Source organism: Cryobacterium sp. (assembly GCF_025463825.1).
Classification (GTDB): domain Bacteria; phylum Actinomycetota; class Actinomycetes; order Actinomycetales; family Microbacteriaceae; genus Cryobacterium.
Map to the genome: position 1 here is coordinate 1 of NZ_JAODBG010000025.1, position 21,353 is coordinate 21,353.

Consider the following 21,353-nt stretch of genomic DNA (forward strand, 5'->3'; position numbering starts at 1 on the left):
GGCGAGGGCTTTCTCGTTCTCGATCAGCGGATCGATGACCGCGCTGATCGCCGCCGCGACCGGGTCGACGACACTGTCGTCGGCGTCGTCGGGGGAGTCTTCGGGAGTGGCATTCGAGGTGGCCATAGAGACAGAGAACCACCCAGCACCGACATCACCGATGTCAATGAGTCACTGGTGGAGAAGGTCGGAAAGACACACCTGTGGAGGAGGGCCGGCAACCCGGTCAGGCGAAGATTTCGACGGCTTCCGCCACGCTCGCGGGTCCGGAAATGAGGTGCAGCGTCGTGCGTGCGCCGGCTCCGGTGCGGATGAGTTCGGCCAGCACCGCGGCCACGTCGGCGCGGGGGATGCTGCCGCGCGGCTCGGGGTGCACGGCACCGCTTTCGTCCGGTCCGGTGCGCTCGAGGCGCACGAGACCGGTGGGCTCATCATCGGTGAGGGTGCCGGGGCGCACAATGGTCCAGGCGAGGTCGCGGTCCACCACGTCGATCTCGGCTCCCAGCTTGGCCTGCAGGTAGGCCAGGAAGTCCGCTGGCACTCCGTCGGGAGTAGCACCGTCGCGCACGAGGTCCGCACCAGTGGACGAGATCTGTAGGAAGCGGGGAACTCCGGCGGCTTCGGCGGCATCCGCCAGCAGCACCGATGCACCGAGGTCGACGGTGCCCTTGCGCGCATCGCCGCTACCCGCTCCGGCGCCGGCCGCGAAGACGGCGACGTCCGCGCCGGCCAAAACCGCGGCGAGGGCGTCGACGGAACTACTCTCCAGGTCGAGCACCACAGGCTCTGCCCCATCCAGCAGCAGGTCGGCGCTCTGCTCCTCCGAACGGATCAGCCCGAGGACGGTGTGGCCGGCACCGGTCAGGGCCCGCGTCAGAGATCGAGCAATTTTTCCATGTCCACCAGCTATAACGATTCGCATACCGAAGACAACAGGTGGATCGTCAACGGAATTCCCTCCCCCGGCGCAGGATAGGCTCGGCACCGTGTCAGAACCATCGCGCCGGGGGGCGTCGCCGCGTGTGCGTCGTCGGCGCGCCCTGGTCGCCGCCGGCGGGCTGCTCGTGATCGTTCTCCTGGCCGCCGCCGCCATCCACGGCCTGACCGGGAGGGATGCCACCCTCGCAGCACCCGGTCACAGGACCTCGTCGTCGGGACCGTCCACCGCCGCGACCGAGCCGCCGCGTCCCTCACCCTCGGCCACGCCCGTGGCCGCGCCGGCGCCCACCTTCGATCGTGAGGCGCACTCGATCGACGACCCGAACAGCATCTGGGTGGTCGTCGACAAGCTGCGTCCGCTCACCCCCACCGACTACATCCCCAACGACCTCGTCGAGGTGCCGGTGGCGTTCGCCAACCCGCCCGCTCTCCGGCACGAGGCATCTGGCGCCGTGGTGGCGCTGTTCGCCGCCTTCACGGCCGAAACCGGCCTGGCTCTGCAGTCCCAGAGCGCGTACCGCAGCTTCGAAGCCCAGACCCGGGTCTACAACGGTGACATCGCCACCCTCGGCCAGACCGGGGCAGACCTGAGCACGGCCCGGCCCGGTACCAGCGAGCATCAGACCGGTCTCACCATCGACATCAGTGCCCAGCCTGGCCAGTGCTCCCTCAGCGCCTGCTTCGGTGACACCCCGCACGGGCAGTGGCTGGCCGTCAACGCGTGGCGGTTCGGGTTCCTGCTGCGCTATCCGGCCGACAAAGTCGAGATCACCGGGTACGAGTTCGAACCCTGGCACTTCCGCTACATCGGGATCCCGCTGGCCACCGAGATGCACGACACCGGCGTCAGCACACTCGAGGAGTTCTTCGGTCTGCCGGCCGCGCCCTCATACGGCTGACTCAATGCGCGTGCATGGATTGCGCAGGCCCCGTACAGGTCCTTGCCATGAGCGGATGGTTGACTAACGGGTTCCAACCCCGCCGACGAGAAACGATTTTGTGCGCCCCGTTCCCCTTCCCGCTTCCCATGCATTCACCAGACGCCAGCTCAACCGCCAGCGGAAACGGACCCAGCGCAGGCTCCACATCGCGATCGTGGCGAGCCTGACCGCAGGCAGCACAGTGGTCGCGATCGTCGCAGGCCTCGCCGTCGACGGTGCCGATGTCCAGGCATCCGCCGGCGGAGGTGTGGCCACCGCCAGCGCGACGCCGACACCGACGCCCAGCGACACCATCACCATGCAGACGACCGTGGAACCGGCCCAGCCCATCGTGCGCAGCGCCGTCATCGTTGCCGACGGCTCCCCGGCCGGTCCGGTCACCGGCGGCACCGTCGTCACCGTCACCGGTACCGACCTGGCCGCCGTCACCGCGGCGAGCTTCGGCGACAACGCCGCGCAGGTGGTCTCGGCAACCGCGGATGCCGTGACCTTGCAGGCCCCCGCCGCCGCCGGACTGGCCACCGGCCCGGTGACGGTGAGCCTCTTCGTCAGCAGCGGTGCGTCGGTCACCGTGGCAGGGGGAACAGCCGCGGACGGCACGTCGAACAGCGCCGCCGCGACGGCCGCCATCGCCCGGGCCATCGAGCCCTCCGCAGAGTCCGCCATCACCGTACCGGCAGTGACCGCCGCAACGGCGGCGCCGACCCTCACCTTCACCTACGTCCCGGACCCGAAGATCACCGCGCAGATCGACTACGTGCTGGCGCACTGGCAGAACTACAACTCGGATGTCTACGGGTCGATCTCCGGCAACGACTGCGTGAACTTCACCAGCCAGTCGCTCATCGCCCGCGGTTGGACCATGGATGCGGAGTGGAACTTCACCGCCGGTACGTACAGCACCGCCTGGGCCAGTTCGACGGCTTTCGCCGCATACCTGACAGCTCACCCGGAACGGGCCACCCCGCTCACCTCCGCGCAGCGCGCCGAGGTGAAGGTCGGCGACATCGTCCAGTTCGACTGGGACAACTCCGGCGACAAGGACCACACCGGAATCGTGACCCGGGTTGAGAGCACGGCCACCGGTGTCGAGATCTACTACGCGGGGCACACCAACAACACCGATTACCGTTCGGTCGACGAATCGGTGGAGCTGACCGGTGCCGGCGTCACCTACTGGAGCGTGGCCTGAGGCCGACGGAAGAACTTTCCTGAGCTGATGGGTGGCTCACCGGCCTGTCCCAGACTGTTCGAGGCATGATGTGGTTTGCTTGAGAATTCGTCCCCCCCCCGAATAGAGGTAATTGTTGTGGCTGTAGCTCGACCAGCACGGATCGGCGTGGCCGCCCTCGTTCTCGGCGGAATCGTCGTCGGCGCCGTCGCCCTGGCCACGTCCGGTGGGGACCAGGTCACGACCGCAGAGTCCGCCAACACCGCAACATCGACCGCAACGCCGACGGCCTCCGCCACACCCACGGCCGAACCCCGCCAGACACCGGCGGCAACGGCCGAACCCGTCGCCGTGGACCCCGCTGTGCAAGCCCAGCTGAACTACGCGCTCGCGTACTGGACCGACTACAACACCGACGAGTACGGCGTGGTCACCGGCACCGACTGCGTCAATTTCACCAGCCAGGCCTTGATCGAACGCGGCTGGATTATGGACGAGGCCTGGTATGCCTCCGGCACCGGGTCGGACTTCGACTTCTCATCGCCGTGGGTGAGTTCGACGGCGTTCATGAACTACGTCGCAGACTCCGGCCGGGCCACCGCCCTGACCGATGACCAGCGCGACCAGGTGAAGCTCGGCGACGTCGTCCAGTTCGACTGGGACAACTCCGGCGACCGCGACCACACCGCCATCGTCTCGCGCATCGAAGGCACCGGCGACGACATCGAGATCTTCTACGTCGGGCACACCGACGACACCGACTACCGGTCGGTGGACTACGCGATCACTGAGAAGCACCCCGGCGGGACCGCCTACTACTGGAGCATCCCCTAGCCCAGCCTGCCCACCCACACGCGGCAAAATGCCCCTTCACGGATCGTGAAGGGGCATTTTCGCGCAGCTGGCGGGTAGGGCGTCAGCTGATCGCGGCGTCGACGATGGCCTTCGCCTCGGACTGCACGAGCTTGAGGTGCTCTTGGCCCTTGAACGATTCGGCGTAAATCTTATAGACGTCCTCGGTGCCGCTCGGGCGGGCAGCGAACCAGGCGTATTCGGTGAACACCTTCACTCCGCCGATCGCCGCACCGTTCCCGGGGGCGTTGCTGAGCGCGCCGATGATCTTGTCGCCGGCGAGCTCGGTGGCCGTGATGGCTGCACCGTCGAGCTTGCCGAGGGCCGCCTTCTGCGCGGGACTGGCGACGGCGTCGATGCGCTCATACGACGGCGCCCCGAAGTGCTCGGCCAGTTCGGCATATCGCACGCTGGGTGACTTGCCGGTCACGGCCACGATCTCCGCCGCGAGCAGGGCCAGTAGGATGCCGTCCTTGTCGGTGGTCCAGACGCTGCCGTCGAACCGCACGAAGCTGGCGCCGGCGCTCTCCTCGCCGCCGAAGGCGACCGAGCCGTCGATCAGCCCGGGCACGAACCATTTGAAACCGACGGGCACCTCCCACAGCTCACGGCCGAGGAACCCGGCGACCCGGTCGATCATGGTGGAGGAGACGAGGGTCTTGCCGATCGCGGCATCCGCCCGCCAGCCGGCGCGGTGGCTGTAGAGGTACTCGATGGCCACGGCCAGGAAATGGTTCGGGTTCATCAGGCCCGCGTCGGGCGTGACGATGCCGTGCCGGTCGGCGTCAGCGTCGTTGCCGGTGAGGATGTCGTAGTCGTCCTTGTGCGCCAGCACCGAAGCCATCGCGGACGGGCTGGACGGATCCATCCGGATCTTCTCGTCCCAGTCCAGGGTCATGAAGGCCCAGGTGGGGTCGACCAGGGGGTTCACCACGGTGAGGTTGAGCTCGTACCTGTCGCGGATCGCGCCCCAGTAGTTCACGCTCGCGCCACCGAGCGGGTCGGCGCCGATGCGGATGCCGCTGGCCTTGATGGCCTTCATGTCGATGATGTTCTCAAGGTCGGCGACGTAATTGCCACGGAAGTCGTAGGTCTCCACGGCGCTGGGCTCGGCCGCCAGGACCGCGCGCATGTCATCGGCGATGATCTCGTTGGCGCGGTTGGCGATCCAGGAAGTGGCGTCGCTGTCGGCCGGTCCGCCGTGCGGCGGGTTGTACTTGAAGCCGCCGTCCGCGGGCGGGTTGTGGCTGGGGGTGACGACGATGCCGTCGGCCTGGTCGTCGTTGCCGGCCCGGTTGTAGGCCAGGATCGCGTGGGACAGCGCCGGGGTCGGCACGAAGTCGCCGAACTCGTCGACCAGGACGCGCACACCGTTGCCGACCAGCACCTCGAGGGCGCTCGTGGTGGCCGGGGCGCTGAGCGCGTGGGTGTCCGCGCCGATGAACAGCGGACCGGTGATGCCCTGGCCGGTGCGGTACTCCACGATCGCCTGCGTGGTCGCCAGGATGTGGTTCTCGTTGAAGGCGGTGTTCAACGAGCTGCCGCGGTGGCCTGAGGTACCGAAGACGACCTTCTGGGCGGTCACCGAGACATCCGGTTTGAGGTCGTAATAGGCCCTGATGAGGGCCTCAACGTCGATCAAATCGGATTTTTGGGCCGGGGTGCCTGCTCGTTCGCTCATGGTCCCCAGTCTTGCACTCCAACTAGGCTGTGAGCCATGCCAGAGACTCCCGATGTGCACTACAGCTTCCTCGGCCCGGCGGGAACCTTCACGGAGGCCGCCCTCACGCAGGTGCCGGAGGCCCAGGGCCTGCCATGGCGGGCCGTCAACAACGTGGGCGAGGCGTTCGCCGATGTCGTGAGCGGCCGCAGCGTGGCCGCGATGATCGCGATTGAGAACTCCGTCGACGGCGGGGTCAGTGCCACCCAGGATGCGCTGGCGAGCGTTCCGAACCTGCGCATCATCGGCGAGTACCTGGTGCCGGTCAACTTCGTCCTCGTCGCCCGGCCCGGCACGACCCTCGACGACGTCAAAATCGTCAACGCGCACCCGGTGGCGTATGCCCAGTGCCGCAGCTGGCTCGAGACCACCCTGCCCCGGCACGGCCACATCCCCTCCTCCAGCAACGTCGCCGCCGCGGCCGCCCTGTTCGAACCGGGCGGCCCGGCGGATGCCGCGGTGGCGCCGCCGGGCATCGAGAAGCACCACGACCTCACGGTGCTGGCCCGCGACATCGGCGACAACCCCAACGCGGTGACCCGGTTCGTGCTGGTGGGCCGCACCACGGTCATCCCCGCGCCCACCGGCGCCGACAAGACCAGCGTGATCGTGGAGCTGCCCGAAGACCACGCCGGCGCCCTGCTCGAACTGCTCGAGCAGTTCGCCACCCGCGGTGTCAACCTGAGCCTGATCCAGTCCCGGCCGATCGGCGATGCCCTCGGCCGCTACCGGTTCGTGATCGACGCCGACGGCCACATCTCCGACGAACGCGTCGCGGATGCGTTGCTGGGCCTGCGAAGGTTCAGCCCCAAGGTGATCTTCCTCGGCTCGTATCCCCGGGCCGACCGGCAGCCCAACGAGTTCACCTCCCGGTATGACGACGAGGTCTTCATCGAAGCCAGGGACTGGTTGCGCGGCCTGGTGTCGGGGGAGCCGACGGCGTGACCGGGCCAGGGGGAACCGAGTCACCGGCCTTCGACCCGCGCCACGACGCCAGGTTCCAGCGTGGCTACGCACCCGGCGCCGGCGCACCTGCTCCGGCCGGGCCGCGCCTCGTCGGCGGCCCGGCGGCGCCGGTGGTCTCTCCCGCCATCGCCGCGGCTGACGGCGACCCGGACGTCGAAGCGAATTCGTTCGACGACCTCGCCTTCGACACCGAAGTGTTCCAGGACGAGCTCGAGCCATCCAGGTGGAACCCGTTCATCGCCCTGCTCTGGGCGATCGGGCTGCTCCTCCTGGGCGGCGCGCTGACGCTGCAGTGGCAGGCCGTGTCGAGCATGTTCAGCAACGCGTCGTACTCGGGAACCGGCCAGGTGCCCCTCGAGATGCAATTGCAGCAGCTGAGTTACATGGCGTCGCCGTCGCTGCTCACATCGGGCCTGATCATCATCGCCGGCCTGTTGTTCTGGCATGCGTCGGCCTGGCGGGTGCGCCGTCGCGCGGCGCCGACGGTCTGACGGGATCAGCCCGTCGTCACCGGCCGGCGGGTCGGCACCCGCACCAGCAGCGCCCCGGCATCCGCCCGCAGGAACACGCTCTTCACCAGCCCGAACTCGTCGCCGTCCAGCTCGAACTCCTGCGGCTTCTCCGGCACGATCCGGATGTCCGTGCCCAGCAGGGTGGTCATCGACCGTTCGTTGTCTTCCTCGGTGAACTCGATGATGCGCCGGCCCACCGCTGAGCGGCGCAGCACGCCGTTCTGCCAGGTGACCCGTCGCCAGATCTTCAGCCAGCCGAGGAAGCCCTTGGGCTGCAGCACCGCGATGTCGAGGATTCCGTCGTCGATGAGGGCGTCGGGCAGGAATTGGATGTTGCCCGGCAGCAGGCCGCAATTGGCGATCAGGATGGTGCTCACCTGCGCCTGGTGCTCGCTGCGGGTGCCCAGGTTGTAGCGAATCCGGAACGGTTCCGCCTTGGGAAGGGCCCGCATCCCGGCATCCACATATGCCAGCCAGCCCACCTGCTTCTTCAGGTCGGGACGGGTGGTGGCGATCATCTGGGCGTCCAGACCGAGGCCGGCCATGACCAGGAAGACATGGTCATCGATCCGCTCGTCCGGGTAGGTCACCGACGCGACGCCGAGGTCGATCGCCCGGGTGTCGCCGGTGAAGGCGATGTCGATCGCGTCCTCGAGGCTGTTCAGGGGCAGTTGCAGGTTTCGGGCCAGCAGATTCCCGGTGCCCACCGGCAGCACGCCCAGCGGCACCTCCTCCCCTCGCAGGGATTCTGCCACCGCGCGCACGGTCCCGTCTCCGCCTGCCACGAGCACCAGGTCGACGCCGTGGCGCAGGGCCCGGCGGGTCACCCGCTGCCCGGGGTCCGCCACCGACGTCTCGAACCAGAGCGTCTCGCCCCAGCCGGCCGCCGCAGCGGCGGCGATCACGCCGGCGCTCAACCGGGCGACATCCGTTTTCACCGGGTTGTAGACCACCGCGGCCCGACGCTCGGCTGGGGTGTCGTCGCTGGGGGCCGAATAGGAGGGCTGCACCCGCACAGGCTAGCAAGGCAGGCCAGAGCGCGCTTGTAGACTAACCGGGTGATTGATCCGGTGCTGCTACGCGAAAATCCCGACCTCGTCAAGCGATCGCAGGAGGCGCGAGGCGATTCCGTCGACGCCGTCGACGCGGCGCTGGCCGCCGACGCCGAGCGTCGGTCCGCCATCACGAGCTTCGAAGCGCTGCGCGCGTCGCAGAACGCCTTCGGCAAGACGGTCGCTCAGGCCCCACCCGCCGAGAAGAAGGCCCTCGTCGCCCAGGCGCAGGCCCTCGCCGCCGAGGTCAAGGCGGCCGGCGCCGTCGCCGCGGAGGCCGAGGCCCGGTTCACCACGGTGATGCGCAGTCTCGCGAACCCGATCATCGCCGGCGTGCCCGCCGGCGGCGAAGACAACTTCACCACCCTGCGCACTCACGGTTCGATCCCCACTTTCGACTTCGAAGCCCGCGACCACCTCGAACTGGGCGAGATGCTCGGCGCCATCGACATGGCGCGCGGCGCCAAGGTGTCCGGCGCCCGGTTCTACTTCCTGCGCGGCATCGGCGCCAGGCTCGAGATCGCGCTGATGAACATGGCACTCGACCACGCCCTCGCGGCCGACTTCATCCCCATGATCACCCCCACCCTGGTGCGGCCGGAGATCATGGACGGTACCGGCTTCCTCGGCGAACACGCCGACGAGATCTACCACCTGCCCGCCGATGACCTCTATCTCACCGGCACCAGCGAGGTCGCCCTCGCCGGGTATCACAGCGACGAGATCCTCGACCTCACCGACGGGCCGCTGCGCTACGCCGGCTGGTCCACCTGCTACCGCCGCGAAGCGGGCTCGGGCGGCCGGGACACCCGCGGCATCATCCGGGTGCACCAGTTCAACAAGCTCGAGATGTTCACCTATGTGCTGCCCGAGAACGCCGAAGCCGAGCACGACCGCCTGGTGGCGCTGCAGGAGAACATGCTGCAGGCCCTCGGCCTGAGTTACCGCGTGATCGACGTCGCCGCCGGGGATCTGGGTTCCAGTGCCGCCCGGAAGTACGACATCGAGGCCTGGGTGCCCACCCAGAACGCCTACCGCGAGCTCACCAGCACCAGTAACTGCACGACGTTCCAGGCGCGGCGCCTCGACATCCGCTACCGCACGGAGTCCGGAAAGACGGCACCGGTCGCCACCCTCAACGGCACCCTCGCCACCACTCGCTGGATCGTCGCCATTCTGGAGACGCACCAGCAGGCGGACGGCTCGGTTCTCGTGCCGGAGGCGCTGCGACCGTACCTCGGCGGGCTCGACGTGCTCACACCGCTGCGATGACCGTCCTCACCGACGCTCCCTGGCTGATCGCCCTCGACATCGACGGCACCACCCTGCACGAAGACGGCACCATCAGTGACGCCGTCATCCGGCAAATCCACCGAGTCTCGGATGCCGGCCACGAGATCATGCTCGCCACCGGCCGAAGCGCCGCCGCCACCCTGCCGGTGCTCGACCGGCTCGGTATCACGCCGCGCTTCCTCGTCTGCTCCAACGGCGCCATCACCCTGCACCGGGACGCGGATGCGCCGATGGGCTACCGGCGCGAATGGGTCGAAACCTTCAACCCCAGCGAGGTGCTGCTCTCCATCCGGTCGCACCTGACCAACGCCCGCTACGCGGTCGAAGACGAGCACGGTTACTACCGATACACCGAACCGTTCCCGGACGCCACCATCGGTATCGACAGCGAGCACGTCGACTTCGACGAGCTGCTGAACCGCGACGCCACCCGCGTCGTCGTGGTGTCGCCCGACCACGACATGGACGACTTCCTCGAGGTCGTCGAGCAGATGGGCCTCAACCGGGTCAGCTACGCCATCGGCTGGACCGCCTGGCTCGACATCGCTCCCGACGGCGTGAACAAGGCCACCGCCATGGAGCGGGTGCGGGCCGAACTCGGCATCCCGCGCAGCCGGGTGATGGCCGTCGGCGACGGCCGCAACGACATCGACATGCTGCTCTGGGCGGGCGCTCAGGGGCGCGGCGTCGCCATGGGCCAGTCCCCTGAGGACGTGCTCGAAGCGGCCAGCGAACTCACCGTGAGTGTCTACGACGATGGCCTCGCCGTGGTGTTGAGCAGCCTCTAGCACGCTCGCCGATCCCCATGCAGGACCTTGCCAGATAACAGTGTCAGGCTGCACATTCCGTGATCGGCTAAGATCGGGCGCAGTTCGAAGTTTGATCCCGCCTGTCACTAAGCGGCCCAGCATCGAACACGGGAGGGCTGTCCGAGCGGCCGATGGAGCCAGTCTTGAAAACTGGTGGGCAGAAATGTCTCGTGGGTTCGAATCCCACGCCCTCCGCGCCGTGAGGCGTTGTATCTGCATAACGACGAAAGGATCTGCGTGAGCGACCAATTGCGCCCCCGCTCGAAACGATCGAAGCAGATCAGCCCGATCGCCCGACACGGACGGCTCAAGCGCTCCAACGCATTCGCCAACGTCGCCAAGGTGCTCGCCGCGGCCCTCGCCGTGGTCATGGTCAGTGGAGTGTCTGTCGCGGCCCTCGCCACCCTCAACGTCGCCTCGAGCATCAAGGAGGGCGTGGTCCTCGACAACGAAACCGACGGTCCCATCCCGCAGATCGATTCGATCGATGGCGGCGCCAACCTGCTGCTGGTCGGCAGCGACAGCCGGGTCGGCCAGGGCGACGGCTACGGCGACCCCGAGGTGGAGACCGCCGTTCTCAACGACGTGACAATGCTCATGCACATCGCGGAGGACCACAGCAGCGCCACCGTGATCAGCTTTCCCCGCGACACATTCGTGGCCATTCCCGAATGCACCGGCCCCGAGGGCGAGACCTACTCCGCCATGAGTAGCCAGAAGATCAACACCACGCTCAACTACGGTGGCCTGTCCTGCACGGTATCGACGGTCGAGGCGCTCACCGGACTCTCCATCCCGTACGCCTCCCTGATCCAGTTCAACGGCGTCGCGGCGATGTCCGAGGCCGTCGGCGGCGTGCCGGTCTGCATCGCCGAACCAATTGTCGACGAGCACACCGACCTCGACCTCGCGGCCGGTGAACACGAACTCAAGGGCCTTGAGGCGTTGCAGTTCCTGCGCACCCGGTATGGCGTCGGCGACGGCAGCGACCTCGGCCGTATCAGCAACCAGCAGGTCTTCCTGTCCTCACTCGTGCGCACCCTGAAGAGCGCTGAGACGCTGAGCGACCCGATCAAGCTCTACTCCATCGCCAAGGCCGCCGTCGACAACATGGAACTGTCCACGTCGCTGCAGAGCATGGACACCATGGTGTCCATCGCCATGGCCCTCAAGGACATCCCGCTCGAGAAGGTCGTTTTCGTGCAGTACCCGGTCAATTACGTCGACGGCGGAGTCGCGCCGGACGAGATCGCCGCTGCGGATCTCATCGAGGACATCAACAACGATGTCTCTCCGACCCTTGCTCCCGGTGAGGCCGACTTCACGTCGGTGGGTCCCGTCGAGGAGCCGGTCGACCCCGCCGCACCCGTCGACCCCGCCGCACCGGTCGACCCGGCCGCCACTGAGGGGGCCCTGTCGTCGAACGTCTTCGGTCAGGACGCCTCAGAACTCACTTGCTCGGCCGGCCGGGCCCTGGAGAACCAGTAAGCGATCGCACCGTGGCATCCGATCGACCGATGTGCAATTGGATGCCGCGGTGCGGTTAGTATGGTGGATGTGCGTTTGCGAAAGCTCTCGCTCGGGAGACGTCGCATAGCCCGGCTTAGTGCACCACCCTGCTAAGGTGGAGTGCCCTTCACAGGGCACCGAGGGTTCAAATCCCTCCGTCTCCGCACTTCGAAAAAACCCGCCAGGTCACCTCGACCTGGCGGGTTTTTCCATGCCCGGTCGGGGCGCCCTCGTGTACGTTCGCCGTCTCATGGCACAGTCGAGAGCTCGACGATATTCACCGGGGTCAGGCCGACGGTGACTCTGTCGGGGTCGATGCCGGCGTCGGCCAGTGCCGTTTCCAGGTCGGCGGTGCCGGGGATCGGCGGGGTGCCCTGCACGTGCAGGAGCACCTCGGCGCCCTGCGTCGATACGCCCGTGACCGACCAGCCCACATCGGCGGCCCAGTCCTGGCCCACGGCGTGCACAGCGCCTTCCAGGTTGCTCTGCGCGGTGACGGTGACGCTGGTGAAGGTGACGGGATGCCGATGAGCACCAGCATGCCGGCGAGCAGAGCCGCCGGGGCCAGCAGGCTCGGTGTGCTGTGGTCGCCCGGCGCTCGCCGGCGAATGAGCCGGCTCACGCCGTAGACCGACCTCACCACGATGCCGGTGCCGAGGATCGTGACGACATTGGTGACGAACAACAGCAGGGCGCCGAGGAACTGGGCGACCGAACCCGATTCGAGCACGAGGCCGGCCACGCAGAGCGGCGGCACGAGGGAGATCGCGATCGCGACTCCGGGCAGCGTATCGGAGATGTCTCGGCGCACCAGCGCGACCGAGCCGACCACGCCGGTGCCGAGCGCCGCCAGCAGGTCGATCAGCCGCGGGCTCACCCGGGCGGCCACCTGGGCGTTGGTGCCGGCCAGCACCGGTGACTGCACGAGGAGCCCGACCGCGAAACCGATCAGCACGGCCGCCGCGGCACCGCCAAGCACGAGCAGCAGTGACCTCACGAGATTCGACCTGTCGCCCAGCACCGTCGCGGGCATGGTCCCGAGGATCGGGGTCATCAGGGGAGCCACGATCATGGCGCCGATGACGGTGGCCGTCGAGTCGCCCACGATGCCCGCCGAGGCGATGATCGAGGCAAGCACCAGCAGCATCCAGAACCTGGAGTAACGCGCGTGAGACGACGAGCCGTCGAAGAAGACGGCGTCGCGCATGTCAGCTGAGGTGTTGAACCGGTCGGCCACGCTGCGAATCTATCCCCGCGGCGACGGCGGGGGTAGGCGCGTCAGAATGGGGCATGGCTACCCGACTGCTGCTGATGTCCGACACCCACGTTCCCCGGCGGGCCCGGCAGCTGCCGGAGCAGCTCTGGCAGGCCGTGGAGAGCGCCGACCTGGTGCTGCACGCCGGGGACTGGGTGAACCTGGCGCTGCATGACGAGCTCTCCCGGCGGGCCCGGGCGCTGCTGGGCGTGTACGGCAACAACGACGGCCAGGAGTTGCGGGCGGTCCTGCCGGAGATCGCCACCGAAACCATCGAGGGCATCCGGTTCGCCATGATCCACGAGACCGGCGCCGCCACGGGCCGGGAGGCGCGTGCCGACGCCGCCTTCCCCGACACCGACGTCCTCGTTTTCGGGCACAGCCACATCCCGTGGGACACGGTGTCACCGGGCGGGATGCGGCTGCTGAACCCCGGCTCGCCCACCGACCGTCGTCGCCAGCCCGCAGGCACCTACCTCACCGCCATCGCCGATGCCGGCGTGCTCCGCGAGGTCGCCCTGGTGCCCCTGCCACCACGTCAGGGCAGCGAGCTCGACCGCGTGTCGAGGTAGGCGGTGACGAAATCGTCGGAGGGCACCGGGCGCGAATACAGGTATCCCTGCGCGTACCGGCAGCCCCGTTCGCGCAACCACTGGGCCTGCACCTCGGTTTCGACGCCCTCCGCGATGACGACAAGGCCCAGCGACGCGGCCATCTTGATGGTGAGATCGGCGACCGGCGAATCACGGTCCTCATCGATGACGGCGACGAAGGACTGGTCGATCTTGATCACGTCGAGGTCGATCTCGGTGAGCCGGGACAGGCTCGAGTGCCCGGTGCCGAAGTCATCCATCGAAATGAGCACGCCGGCGTCGCGCAGCACCCGGATGTTGTCGCGCACGGCCGCCACGTCGGAGCCGAAGTCGGTCTCGGTGACCTCGATGCGCACCAGGGCGGGCGGCAAGCCCGTCTCGGCGCATTCGGCAAGGACGAACCCGCCGTAGCCGGTGGTGGCCAACTCCCGGGCCGACGCGTTGATGGACACGCTGACCGGTTCGCGATCCCACCGGCGCCGCCGGCGCCAGGTTGCGGCAGCGGCGATCGACTCGTGCACGATCCAGCGCCCGAGGACCTGGATCGAGCCGCTCGCCTCGCACAGCGGGATGAACTCGGACGGTGGCACGAGGCCGCGGGTGGGGTGCTGCCAGCGCACCAGGGCTTCGGCCCCCACGGCGGCTCCGGTGGCCAGGTCGACCACCGGTTGGAAGCGCAGGAAGAACTCGTCGTTCCGCAGCCCATCGCGCACGGCGGCCGGGGACGCGTAGTAGCCGCCGTGGGTGATGACCCTGCCGCGGCCCACTCGTTGCGCTTCGAAGAGGGCCTTGCCGGCCCGGCCGAAAAACTCGCTCTGGGATTCGTCGCCCTCCCGCGCGGAGATGCCGGCCGAGAACCCGGCCACCTGACCTTGCACGCGCTCCAGTAGGTCACGCGCCTCGGCGGCGGTCTGCGAGGGCAGCAGGATGGCGAACGCGTCGCCCTCCATCCGGCCCATCGTGGCCCGGGCGGGCAGCGCCGCGGTGACTCCTGCGACGAAGGCCACCATGGCCGCATCGCCGCCCGCCAGGCCGGCCTGCCGGTTCACCAGCGCGAATTCGTTGATATCCAGCCGTACCAGCGACAGCGGCTCGTCGAGAGCGGCGTCCCGCATGGCGGCGCTGAGCACCTGCTCGAACCCGGCGAAGTTGGGGATACCGGTGAGTTCGTCGGTTTCTGCGAGGAGGGCGCTCCTGGCGAACCAGGTCAGGCCCAGACCCGTCGCCAGCATGAGCAGCGCCGACATGGCCACGTCGGCCGGGCTGGCGTTGGGGTGCATGGCGAGCGTGATGAGAGCGAGCGGGATGAAGATCATCGGGTAGAACAGCGATTGGGCCGCGGGGATCACCGCGAAGGCGATCAGGGCGAGCAGGCTCGGCGTCCACGCGAAGGTGAACGTGATCGGCTCGCCGCCGGTGGCCGCCTGGCAGAGGAGGCCGATGCCCCCGATCCAGCACAGGGCCAGGTGGCGCAGCGGTACGCGCATCCGGTGGCGCAAGACGGTGGTGAGCACGCCGGTGGCGAGTAGGGCCGCGCCGGCGACAAGAAGCACGCCGTTCGGCGAACCGCTCTGCAGGATTTCGTAGCCCGCATAGAGGAAGAGGGGCAGTCCGAAACCGAATTGCGCGGCCCCGAGGAGAATCCCGGCCGAATCTGCGGCGTCGAAAAGCCCGGGCCGATAGCCCACACCGGGGCGCCGGGTCGTGCGTGTCATGCGCGCACCCCCTGCCCCCATAGTCCTCCGCGCCATCACCGGGCTGATCTCAATCTAGCGCCCCACCCCCCGAAAGCGTGACATTCATCAATCTGCGGGTTTAAGCACCTCATTGGTGAAACCCTCGAGGCGCTCGAGCAGCCCGGCGCCCCGGGTGACGACCATCTCGGCGGGGTTCGGCTGCATCTGCGACGGCGGCGGCAGGATGCGGATCAGCGTGGAGCACGCCAGGTCGGAACAGATGTAGGTGCCGACGGTGTTGCCATCCCGGCCGGCCTGGCCGGCCTTGGGCACGCTGAATAGGCTGACCTGGTGCGCCGGCTGTTGTGTGCGGCAGAGTGAGCAGAACGCGGACATCGACCGTCCCGGCTCGCGACTCGCGGCTCGGAGCACCATGCCCACCGGGGTGTCGCCGCGCCAATAGACGATGTAGCCGCGCTGCGGTGACTGGGGGTCGCGCCAGCCCAGGTACTCACGCTCTGCCCAGATCGTCTCGTGCAGGCCCGGCAGTGGCATCCGGGCAATCTCGTCGGCGGTGGCATTGACGACGGAATCGCGGATTTCGGTCGCAGAAAGTGGCTTCATGATCTCCCTCCGATGATTCGTACAGCGTAGCCGAGCCCTTCCGCAGGCTCAACGCCTGCGCCCCCGCCGCGTGGAGCGGGCGGGGGCGCAGCGAGCCGCGACGCGTGGTGGGCTAGGCGATCGCGCGCAGGCCCTCGATCAGCGGAGTGGTGGGGCGACCGATGAGGGTGGCCAGCTCGGTGCTGCCGCCCGCCAGCAGACCGTCCCGGGTGTTGCCGTCGAGAGCGACGACGAAGCCGACGGTGCCGCCGTCCAGGCCAGCGCCGGTGAGGATGGCGGTGTGCTCGTCGGGGGACACGGCGCTGAACACGACGGGACGCCCGACGACCTCGGTCAGGGCGGCTGCCATGTCAGTGCCGGTCCAGGCCACGTCGCCGGCCAGCTCGTAGGTGACGTTCTCATGGCCGGGAGTGGTGAGCACCACGGCGGCGGCTTCGGCATAGTCGGTACGCGAGGCGCTGGCCACCCGGCCACCGCCCGCGCTGGTGAGGTAGACGCCGTTGTCGCGGGCCTGCTGCACGGCGGCGGCGTAGTTCTCGGTGTACCAACCGTTGCGCAGGACCGTGACGGGCACCCCGGACGCATGCAGGGCCTCCTCGGTGGCCTTGTGCTCCGGCGCCAGGATCAGCTCGGAGGTATCCGCCTTCGGGGCACTCGTGTAGACGATCCGGCCAATACCCGCGGCGATCGCGGCGGTGATGGCGTTGGTGTGCTGGGCGACGCGCTGGCCAACCTCGCTGCCGGAGACCAGCATCAGCACGTCGGCGCCGGTGAACGCTGCTGCGAGGCTGGCCGGGTCGGTGTAGTCGATGACCGCGGTGCGCACACCCCTCGCGGCCAGGTCGGCCAGGCGTGCGGTGTTGCGGCCCACGGCGGTGATCTCAGCCGGGGCGACGCCGCGGTTGATCAGGTGCTCGACGATGAGGTGACCCAGCTGGCCGGTGGCTCCGGTGACGACGATAGACATTGATGGTTCCCTTCGTGGCGCGCGTTCGCGTGCCTTCTGGGGGTGTAACCCACCAAGTCCGCAGTTACTTCCCAACCGAAGGTACCCACTTTTTGGTAAGCTCCTGCCATGACCGCTACCATGCCCGCCGCCGCTTCCCAGCCCGCCGCCGATGCGGCCGTGCGCGACCGCCTTGCCCGGCTCGTCGGCGACGCCGCACCGGCCCTGGACGGAACGCCGGCAGCAAACGTCTTCGCGGCCGGATGCGCCAGCCGGGTGGTGCTCGACCATGTCACCAGCAAGTGGGGCGTGCTGGTTCTTGTGGCGCTGTCGGAGACCAGCCTGCGCTGGGGCGAGCTGCGCCGGGGCATCGAGGGCATCAGCGAGAAGATGCTCGCGCAGACCCTGCGCGCCCTCGAGGCCGACGGCCTCGTGCACCGGGACGCGCAGCCGACCATCCCGCCGCGGGTGGACTACAGCCTCACCGGCCGCGGGCACGACCTCGCCGCGCACCTGCTCCCGCTGGTGCGGTGGGTCGGCGCGAACGCCGGCGACATCGTGGGCGGCCGCTGAGGCCGGCCCGGATCGACCGGTATCGGCTACAGGTCAGGCAGGAACTGCAGCCACGCCAGCCGCCGGTCGCCGCGAGGATCTGATTCCACCCGATCCTCCTCGTCGAAGATCAACGTCAGGCGGTCCTGCTCGGTGTAGACCGGCCAGCCCGGCCCGGTCAGGCCGGTGGCCATGAAACGCAACCAATGCGTGCGCATCCGGTCGCCGGTACGCAGAAAGCTCTCCCGCCCGCCCAGGGCCGTGAGCCGGCGTAATTGGCGGTCAGCGGCCGACGTGGAGAGGGCGAGCAGCTCGAGACCGTGGGTGGCATCGTAGCCGAGGAGGCGCAGCAGCCGGGGGGCCAGGTCGAAGCGGTAGAGGTACACCGGTGCCGACCGCGAGTGCAACTCGGCGACCTGCACGCTGGGAAACCAAAACGCGTAGTCGGCGCCGAAATCCACTTCGGCACGCAGCGCCGGCAGCGCCGAGTACACCAGCCGCATGCCGTCGTGCGAGCCGGGTGGGGCCTCGTCGAACAGTGACTGGATGCGCTGGATAGACCGGGGCAGGATGTCGATCCGGCCGCGGAACAGCGAGCCCTCCCGGTCGTTGGTGCCGATGATCAGCGGCAGCGGATGGGCGTGGCCCCGCCGGAAGGCGTCCAGCGGGCGCTCGGGCAGGAAATCCCCGTCGACGACGGGGGCCATACAGAAGGTTCCCGGGTCGACATCCGGAGTGCGCCGCTGCAGCACCACAGCGGCACGCACCAGAGCGGGCCAGGGAGCAGTGGCGAGCAGTTCGGCGGCGGGCCGCCGTCCGCCGGCGAGCTCCGTCCCGCGGCCCTGCCGCAGTACCTTGACAAAATCGGCTGCCCAACGACCGGCGAGCGCGGGTGAGTATGCGGCGTTCGACGGCGGGCTCTGGGCGATCGCCCGGGCGAACAGGCCGCCGGCCGCGGGCGTCGCGAGCAACGTGACCACGGCGTTGCCGCCGGCGGACTCGCCGGCCACGGTGACGTTGTCGGGGTCGCCGCCGAACGCGCGGATGTTGTCCCGCACCCATTCCAGGGCCGTGACCTGGTCGCGCAACCCGAGGTTGCTCTCGAAGCGGCGGCTGCGGGTACTGAATCGGCTGAAGTCGAGGTAGCCGAGGGCGCCCAGCCGATAATTGAGGGCGACGTAGATGGTCTGGCCGCTCTGCACGATGGTGCGGCTGCGATCCGTGAAATCCTGCGAGCATCCGGAGGTGTACCCGCCGCCGTGGATGAAGACCATCACCGGCAGGTCGGTGGCGCCCGGTCGGGCGGTGGGTCGTTGCACGTTCAGGGTGAGGCAGTCCTCGCCCATCCGGGTGCGGCGGTCGACCCCCTTGAATTGGGTGCCGCGGTCTTGCGGGGCGACGGGGCCGTAGGCGCTGGCGTCGCGCACGCCCGTCCAGGGGATCACCGGTTGCGGTGCCCGGAACCGCAGCTGGCCCACCGGTGGGGCGGCGTAGGGAATTCCGCGCCAGGTTTGCACCCCTGCGTCGGGGCGGCTGCCGCGCACCAGACCGCCGGTCACGCGCACCTGGAGCGGCCAGGACCGGGTTGCGGTTGGTGTTTGTTTCGCCGGGACGTTCTCCGGCAGAGGGCGGAACATGGTGTTTCCCTCCTGCCCCGGATCGGGTGCTCCGGGCCTTCTCGTCTCGTAGCGGTCCTCACGGATTCGGTTCGAACCCGAACCTCTCGCCGGCGTCCCAGGCTTCGCGCAGGTTGCCGTAGGCGGGGATGCCCCGGTTGACCTTGAGGATCGCCGCCAGGTGCATCAGGTTCCAGGTCATGAAGGTGGTGTTGCGGTTGGTGAACTCGTTTTCGGGGCCGCCCGATCCAGGATCGAGGTAGCTGGGGCCCGGACCGATCTCGCCGATCCAGCCGGCATCCGCGGCGGGTGGGATCGTGTAGCCGATGTGTTGCAGGCTGTAGAGCACGTTGGAGGAGCAGTGCTTCACGCCGTCCTCGTTGCCGGTGATGATGGCCCCGCCCACCTTGCCGTAGTAGATGTACTGGCCCTCGTCGTTGTACTCGCCCGACATTGCATACAACCGCTCGATGACCCGCTTGGTGACTGAGCTGTTGTCACCGAGCCAGATCGGCCCGCCGATCACCAGGATGTCGGCGGCGGCGACCTTGTCGAACAATGCCGGCCAGGCATCCGTCGCCCAGCCGTGCTCGGTCATGTCGGGATACACGCCGGTGGCGATGTCGTGGTCGACGGCGCGGATCTCCTCGACGTGCACGCCCTGCGCGCGCATGAGGTTGGCGCTGAGGCCGATGATGCCCTCGGTGTTGCTGATCACGGGGCTGCGCTTGAGGGTGCAGTTGATGAAGAGGGCGCGCAGGCCGTGGTACTCGAACGAGGCCTGGGTGTTCCGCGTCGTCGCCATGAGGGCAGTCAATCACCGGCCCCCGACCCCGTCTAGCCCGGTACGGATGCGCCGTGACTGAGGTCATTCGTGTTCGTTTGCAGACTTCCGGCCTTCGTTTCGGAAACGAAGGCCGGAAGCTCGCACAGGAACGACTCAGGCGCGGGCGGGCCGGCGTGACCCGAAGCGGTGAGCCAGGAACAGCACGGGGACGAGCAGTGCCGCCGGCAACAGGAAGGCGGCGGCGAGCCCGGTGGAGTCGGCGAGCAGGCCGACCAGGACGGCGCCGAGCACGGCTCCGGCGTAGTTGAACAGGTTCACCCTGGCGATCACCTCGTCGCTGCGGGCCTCGTGCAACTCGCCGGCCGCGCTGAACGCCAGTGGCACCAGGGCGCCCACCCCGAAGCCGGCGAGGGCGAAGCCGGCAACGGCCGCTCCGGCGGAGGGCAGTGTCGCGACGACAAGACAGCCGACGATGGCGAGGACGGTGGTGCAGACGGCGACGACCGTGCGCCCGTACCGGCGCACCAGCACGTCGGCGCCGATGCGGGTGACCAGGATGGCGGCCTGGTACGCGGCGTAGCCGAGCGGGGCGATCACGGCGCCGGAGAGCAGCACGTCGTGCAGGTACACGGTGCTCCAGGTGCTCACCGCGGAGTCGACCACGAACGCCGCGAGCACCACGGTGCCGAACAGGGCGATGCCGCGGTGGGGGAGCTTGCCTTGCGGAGCCGCATCCGGAGCGGGCACTCTGGTCAGTCGCGGGTCGAATCCGCGCACGCCGAGGATCGCGACGCCCAGGGCCACAGCGGCGCCCGCCACCAGGGCGATGCTCGCGTTGCTGGCGGTGCCGGCGACGGCCGACACCAGCAGGGCGCCCAGGATCGCGGCGCCGGTGTACCAGGCGAAGAAACCGGCCATCACCGACACCCCCGCTCGTTGCTGCACGAGAACTCCCTGCATGGCGCCGCCGGCGTCGACGATTCCCAGGCCCACCCCGTAGATCGCGAACGCAGCGATGAATTCCGGCAGACCCACCGGCGAGGCGATCAGGGGCAGCGCGACCGCCTTGAGCAGCAGGCCCACTACCAGCGCCACCCGGCTGCCCCAGCGCAGGGCGAGTCGGTCGGCCAGCACCGAGCCGCCGGCTGCCGCCACACAGACCAGCAGCACGATAAGAGACACCACGGTGTCATCGATGGCATACCGGCTCTTGAGGTTGGGTAGCGATGTCACAACCACGGCGTAGCCAAAGCCCTGGGCGGCGTAGCTTGCGCTCACCGCAACCCGGGACCGCTCTAAACCGACCGAGGACTGGACGGTGGTCGGTGCGCTCATGGGCGGCTCCAGGTCGGTGGGTAAACGCACGCTGCCGAGGGGCCGTGGGCGATCTCGGGGTTGTCTTAAGTGGCTGCGGGCTCCAATCTGGTCTATCTGTCGCGAAGCCACAAGCGAAAGTGACTTCCGGCCTCCATCCGGGGCGCTGTGGGCTCCGGGCTCCCGCGGCTAACCTGCTGGAAACATCCGCCTCGTACGCTGTGAG

At 68.6% G+C, this 21,353-nt stretch carries 20 protein-coding genes and 2 tRNA genes; 12 read left to right on the forward strand and 10 right to left on the reverse strand.

Going from position 1 to position 21,353, the window contains the following annotated elements; translation table 11 throughout:
• Positions 1–226: 226 nt before the first annotated feature.
• Positions 227–922 (reverse strand): NAD(P)H-binding protein, encoded by a 696-nt coding sequence (locus tag JWP54_RS02910; protein WP_297366968.1) that lies wholly within the window; start codon positions 920–922, stop codon positions 227–229.
• Between the two features lie 64 nt (positions 923–986).
• Here JWP54_RS02910 and JWP54_RS02915 point away from each other — a divergent pair, with 64 nt between their 5' ends.
• The 3 genes from JWP54_RS02915 (at position 987) to JWP54_RS02925 (ending at position 3,885) form a co-directional block, all read left to right on the forward strand.
• Positions 987–1,838 (forward strand): M15 family metallopeptidase, encoded by an 852-nt coding sequence (locus JWP54_RS02915; RefSeq protein WP_297366970.1) that lies wholly within the window; start codon positions 987–989, stop codon positions 1,836–1,838.
• A gap of 196 nt (positions 1,839–2,034) precedes the next feature.
• A complete protein-coding gene (locus JWP54_RS02920; protein ID WP_297366973.1) occupies positions 2,035–3,072 on the forward strand; it encodes an amidase domain-containing protein in 1,038 nt (345 codons plus the stop codon).
• Positions 3,073–3,219: 147 nt separating this feature from the next.
• The gene (locus JWP54_RS02925; RefSeq protein ID WP_297366976.1) at positions 3,220–3,885 is read left to right on the forward strand and encodes an amidase domain-containing protein; all 666 of its coding nucleotides are present in this window, start codon (positions 3,220–3,222) and stop codon (positions 3,883–3,885) included.
• A gap of 82 nt (positions 3,886–3,967) precedes the next feature.
• On the opposite strand, the gene pgm is transcribed toward JWP54_RS02925, so the two are convergent.
• On the reverse strand, positions 3,968–5,584 hold the full coding sequence (gene pgm, locus JWP54_RS02930; RefSeq protein WP_297366979.1) for a phosphoglucomutase (alpha-D-glucose-1,6-bisphosphate-dependent): 1,617 nt from the start codon (positions 5,582–5,584) through the stop codon (positions 3,968–3,970).
• A gap of 36 nt (positions 5,585–5,620) precedes the next feature.
• Here pgm and pheA point away from each other — a divergent pair, with 36 nt between their 5' ends.
• Positions 5,621–6,568, forward strand: coding sequence for a prephenate dehydratase (pheA, locus tag JWP54_RS02935; protein WP_297366982.1), 948 nt, complete (start codon positions 5,621–5,623; stop codon positions 6,566–6,568).
• On the forward strand, positions 6,565–7,080 hold the full coding sequence (locus tag JWP54_RS02940; RefSeq protein ID WP_297366984.1) for a hypothetical protein: 516 nt from the start codon (positions 6,565–6,567) through the stop codon (positions 7,078–7,080). The genes pheA and JWP54_RS02940 overlap by 4 nt, the downstream gene beginning before the upstream one ends.
• A gap of 5 nt (positions 7,081–7,085) precedes the next feature.
• Here JWP54_RS02940 and JWP54_RS02945 read toward each other — a convergent pair whose 3' ends face one another.
• Positions 7,086–8,111: a diacylglycerol kinase family protein gene (locus JWP54_RS02945; protein WP_297366987.1), complete on the reverse strand. Its 1,026-nt coding sequence runs from the start codon at positions 8,109–8,111 to the stop codon at positions 7,086–7,088.
• Between the two features lie 48 nt (positions 8,112–8,159).
• Here JWP54_RS02945 and serS point away from each other — a divergent pair, with 48 nt between their 5' ends.
• The 5 genes from serS (at position 8,160) to JWP54_RS02970 (ending at position 11,928) form a co-directional block, all read left to right on the forward strand.
• Entirely contained in the window at positions 8,160–9,425 is a 1,266-nt protein-coding gene (gene serS / locus JWP54_RS02950; RefSeq protein WP_297366991.1) for a serine--tRNA ligase, read from the forward strand.
• The gene (locus JWP54_RS02955) at positions 9,422–10,234 is read left to right on the forward strand and encodes an HAD family hydrolase (protein ID WP_297366994.1); all 813 of its coding nucleotides are present in this window, start codon (positions 9,422–9,424) and stop codon (positions 10,232–10,234) included. The genes serS and JWP54_RS02955 overlap by 4 nt, the downstream gene beginning before the upstream one ends.
• Positions 10,235–10,365: 131 nt before the next feature.
• Positions 10,366–10,450, forward strand: a tRNA-Ser gene (locus JWP54_RS02960).
• Positions 10,451–10,492: 42 nt separating this feature from the next.
• Complete coding sequence (locus JWP54_RS02965; RefSeq protein WP_297366997.1) at positions 10,493–11,743, forward strand: LCP family protein; 1,251 nt, start codon at positions 10,493–10,495, stop codon at positions 11,741–11,743.
• A 94-nt stretch (positions 11,744–11,837) separates the two neighbouring features.
• Positions 11,838–11,928 (forward strand) — tRNA-Ser (locus JWP54_RS02970).
• 122 nt (positions 11,929–12,050) lie between these two features.
• Here the strand turns inward: JWP54_RS02970 and JWP54_RS02975 are convergent.
• Positions 12,051–13,001, reverse strand: coding sequence for a DUF389 domain-containing protein (locus JWP54_RS02975; RefSeq protein WP_297367001.1), 951 nt, complete (start codon positions 12,999–13,001; stop codon positions 12,051–12,053).
• A gap of 53 nt (positions 13,002–13,054) precedes the next feature.
• Between JWP54_RS02975 and JWP54_RS02980 the strand changes: the two genes are divergently transcribed.
• The gene (locus JWP54_RS02980; protein ID WP_297367004.1) at positions 13,055–13,591 is read left to right on the forward strand and encodes a metallophosphoesterase; all 537 of its coding nucleotides are present in this window, start codon (positions 13,055–13,057) and stop codon (positions 13,589–13,591) included.
• On the opposite strand, the gene JWP54_RS02985 is transcribed toward JWP54_RS02980, so the two are convergent.
• The 3 genes from JWP54_RS02985 to JWP54_RS02995 form a co-directional block, all read right to left on the reverse strand.
• Complete coding sequence (locus JWP54_RS02985; protein WP_297367008.1) at positions 13,558–15,327, reverse strand: bifunctional diguanylate cyclase/phosphodiesterase; 1,770 nt, start codon at positions 15,325–15,327, stop codon at positions 13,558–13,560. The two genes, JWP54_RS02980 and JWP54_RS02985, sit on opposite strands and share 34 nt — an antisense overlap.
• A gap of 87 nt (positions 15,328–15,414) precedes the next feature.
• Complete coding sequence (locus JWP54_RS02990) at positions 15,415–15,912, reverse strand: FBP domain-containing protein (protein ID WP_297367011.1); 498 nt, start codon at positions 15,910–15,912, stop codon at positions 15,415–15,417.
• A gap of 112 nt (positions 15,913–16,024) precedes the next feature.
• Entirely contained in the window at positions 16,025–16,879 is an 855-nt protein-coding gene (locus JWP54_RS02995) for an SDR family oxidoreductase (RefSeq protein ID WP_297367014.1), read from the reverse strand.
• A 108-nt stretch (positions 16,880–16,987) separates the two neighbouring features.
• Between JWP54_RS02995 and JWP54_RS03000 the strand changes: the two genes are divergently transcribed.
• Positions 16,988–17,431 (forward strand): helix-turn-helix domain-containing protein, encoded by a 444-nt coding sequence (locus JWP54_RS03000; RefSeq protein WP_297367017.1) that lies wholly within the window; start codon positions 16,988–16,990, stop codon positions 17,429–17,431.
• 26 nt (positions 17,432–17,457) lie between these two features.
• On the opposite strand, the gene JWP54_RS03005 is transcribed toward JWP54_RS03000, so the two are convergent.
• The 3 genes from JWP54_RS03005 to JWP54_RS03015 all read right to left on the reverse strand — a co-directional run bounded on the left by JWP54_RS03005 (position 17,458) and on the right by JWP54_RS03015 (position 21,148).
• Entirely contained in the window at positions 17,458–18,969 is a 1,512-nt protein-coding gene (locus tag JWP54_RS03005) for a carboxylesterase/lipase family protein (protein ID WP_297367020.1), read from the reverse strand.
• Positions 18,970–19,105: 136 nt separating this feature from the next.
• On the reverse strand, positions 19,106–19,831 hold the full coding sequence (locus JWP54_RS03010) for a flavodoxin family protein (RefSeq protein WP_297367022.1): 726 nt from the start codon (positions 19,829–19,831) through the stop codon (positions 19,106–19,108).
• Positions 19,832–19,966: 135 nt separating this feature from the next.
• Complete coding sequence (locus tag JWP54_RS03015) at positions 19,967–21,148, reverse strand: MFS transporter (RefSeq protein WP_297367026.1); 1,182 nt, start codon at positions 21,146–21,148, stop codon at positions 19,967–19,969.
• Positions 21,149–21,353 lie beyond the last annotated feature (205 nt).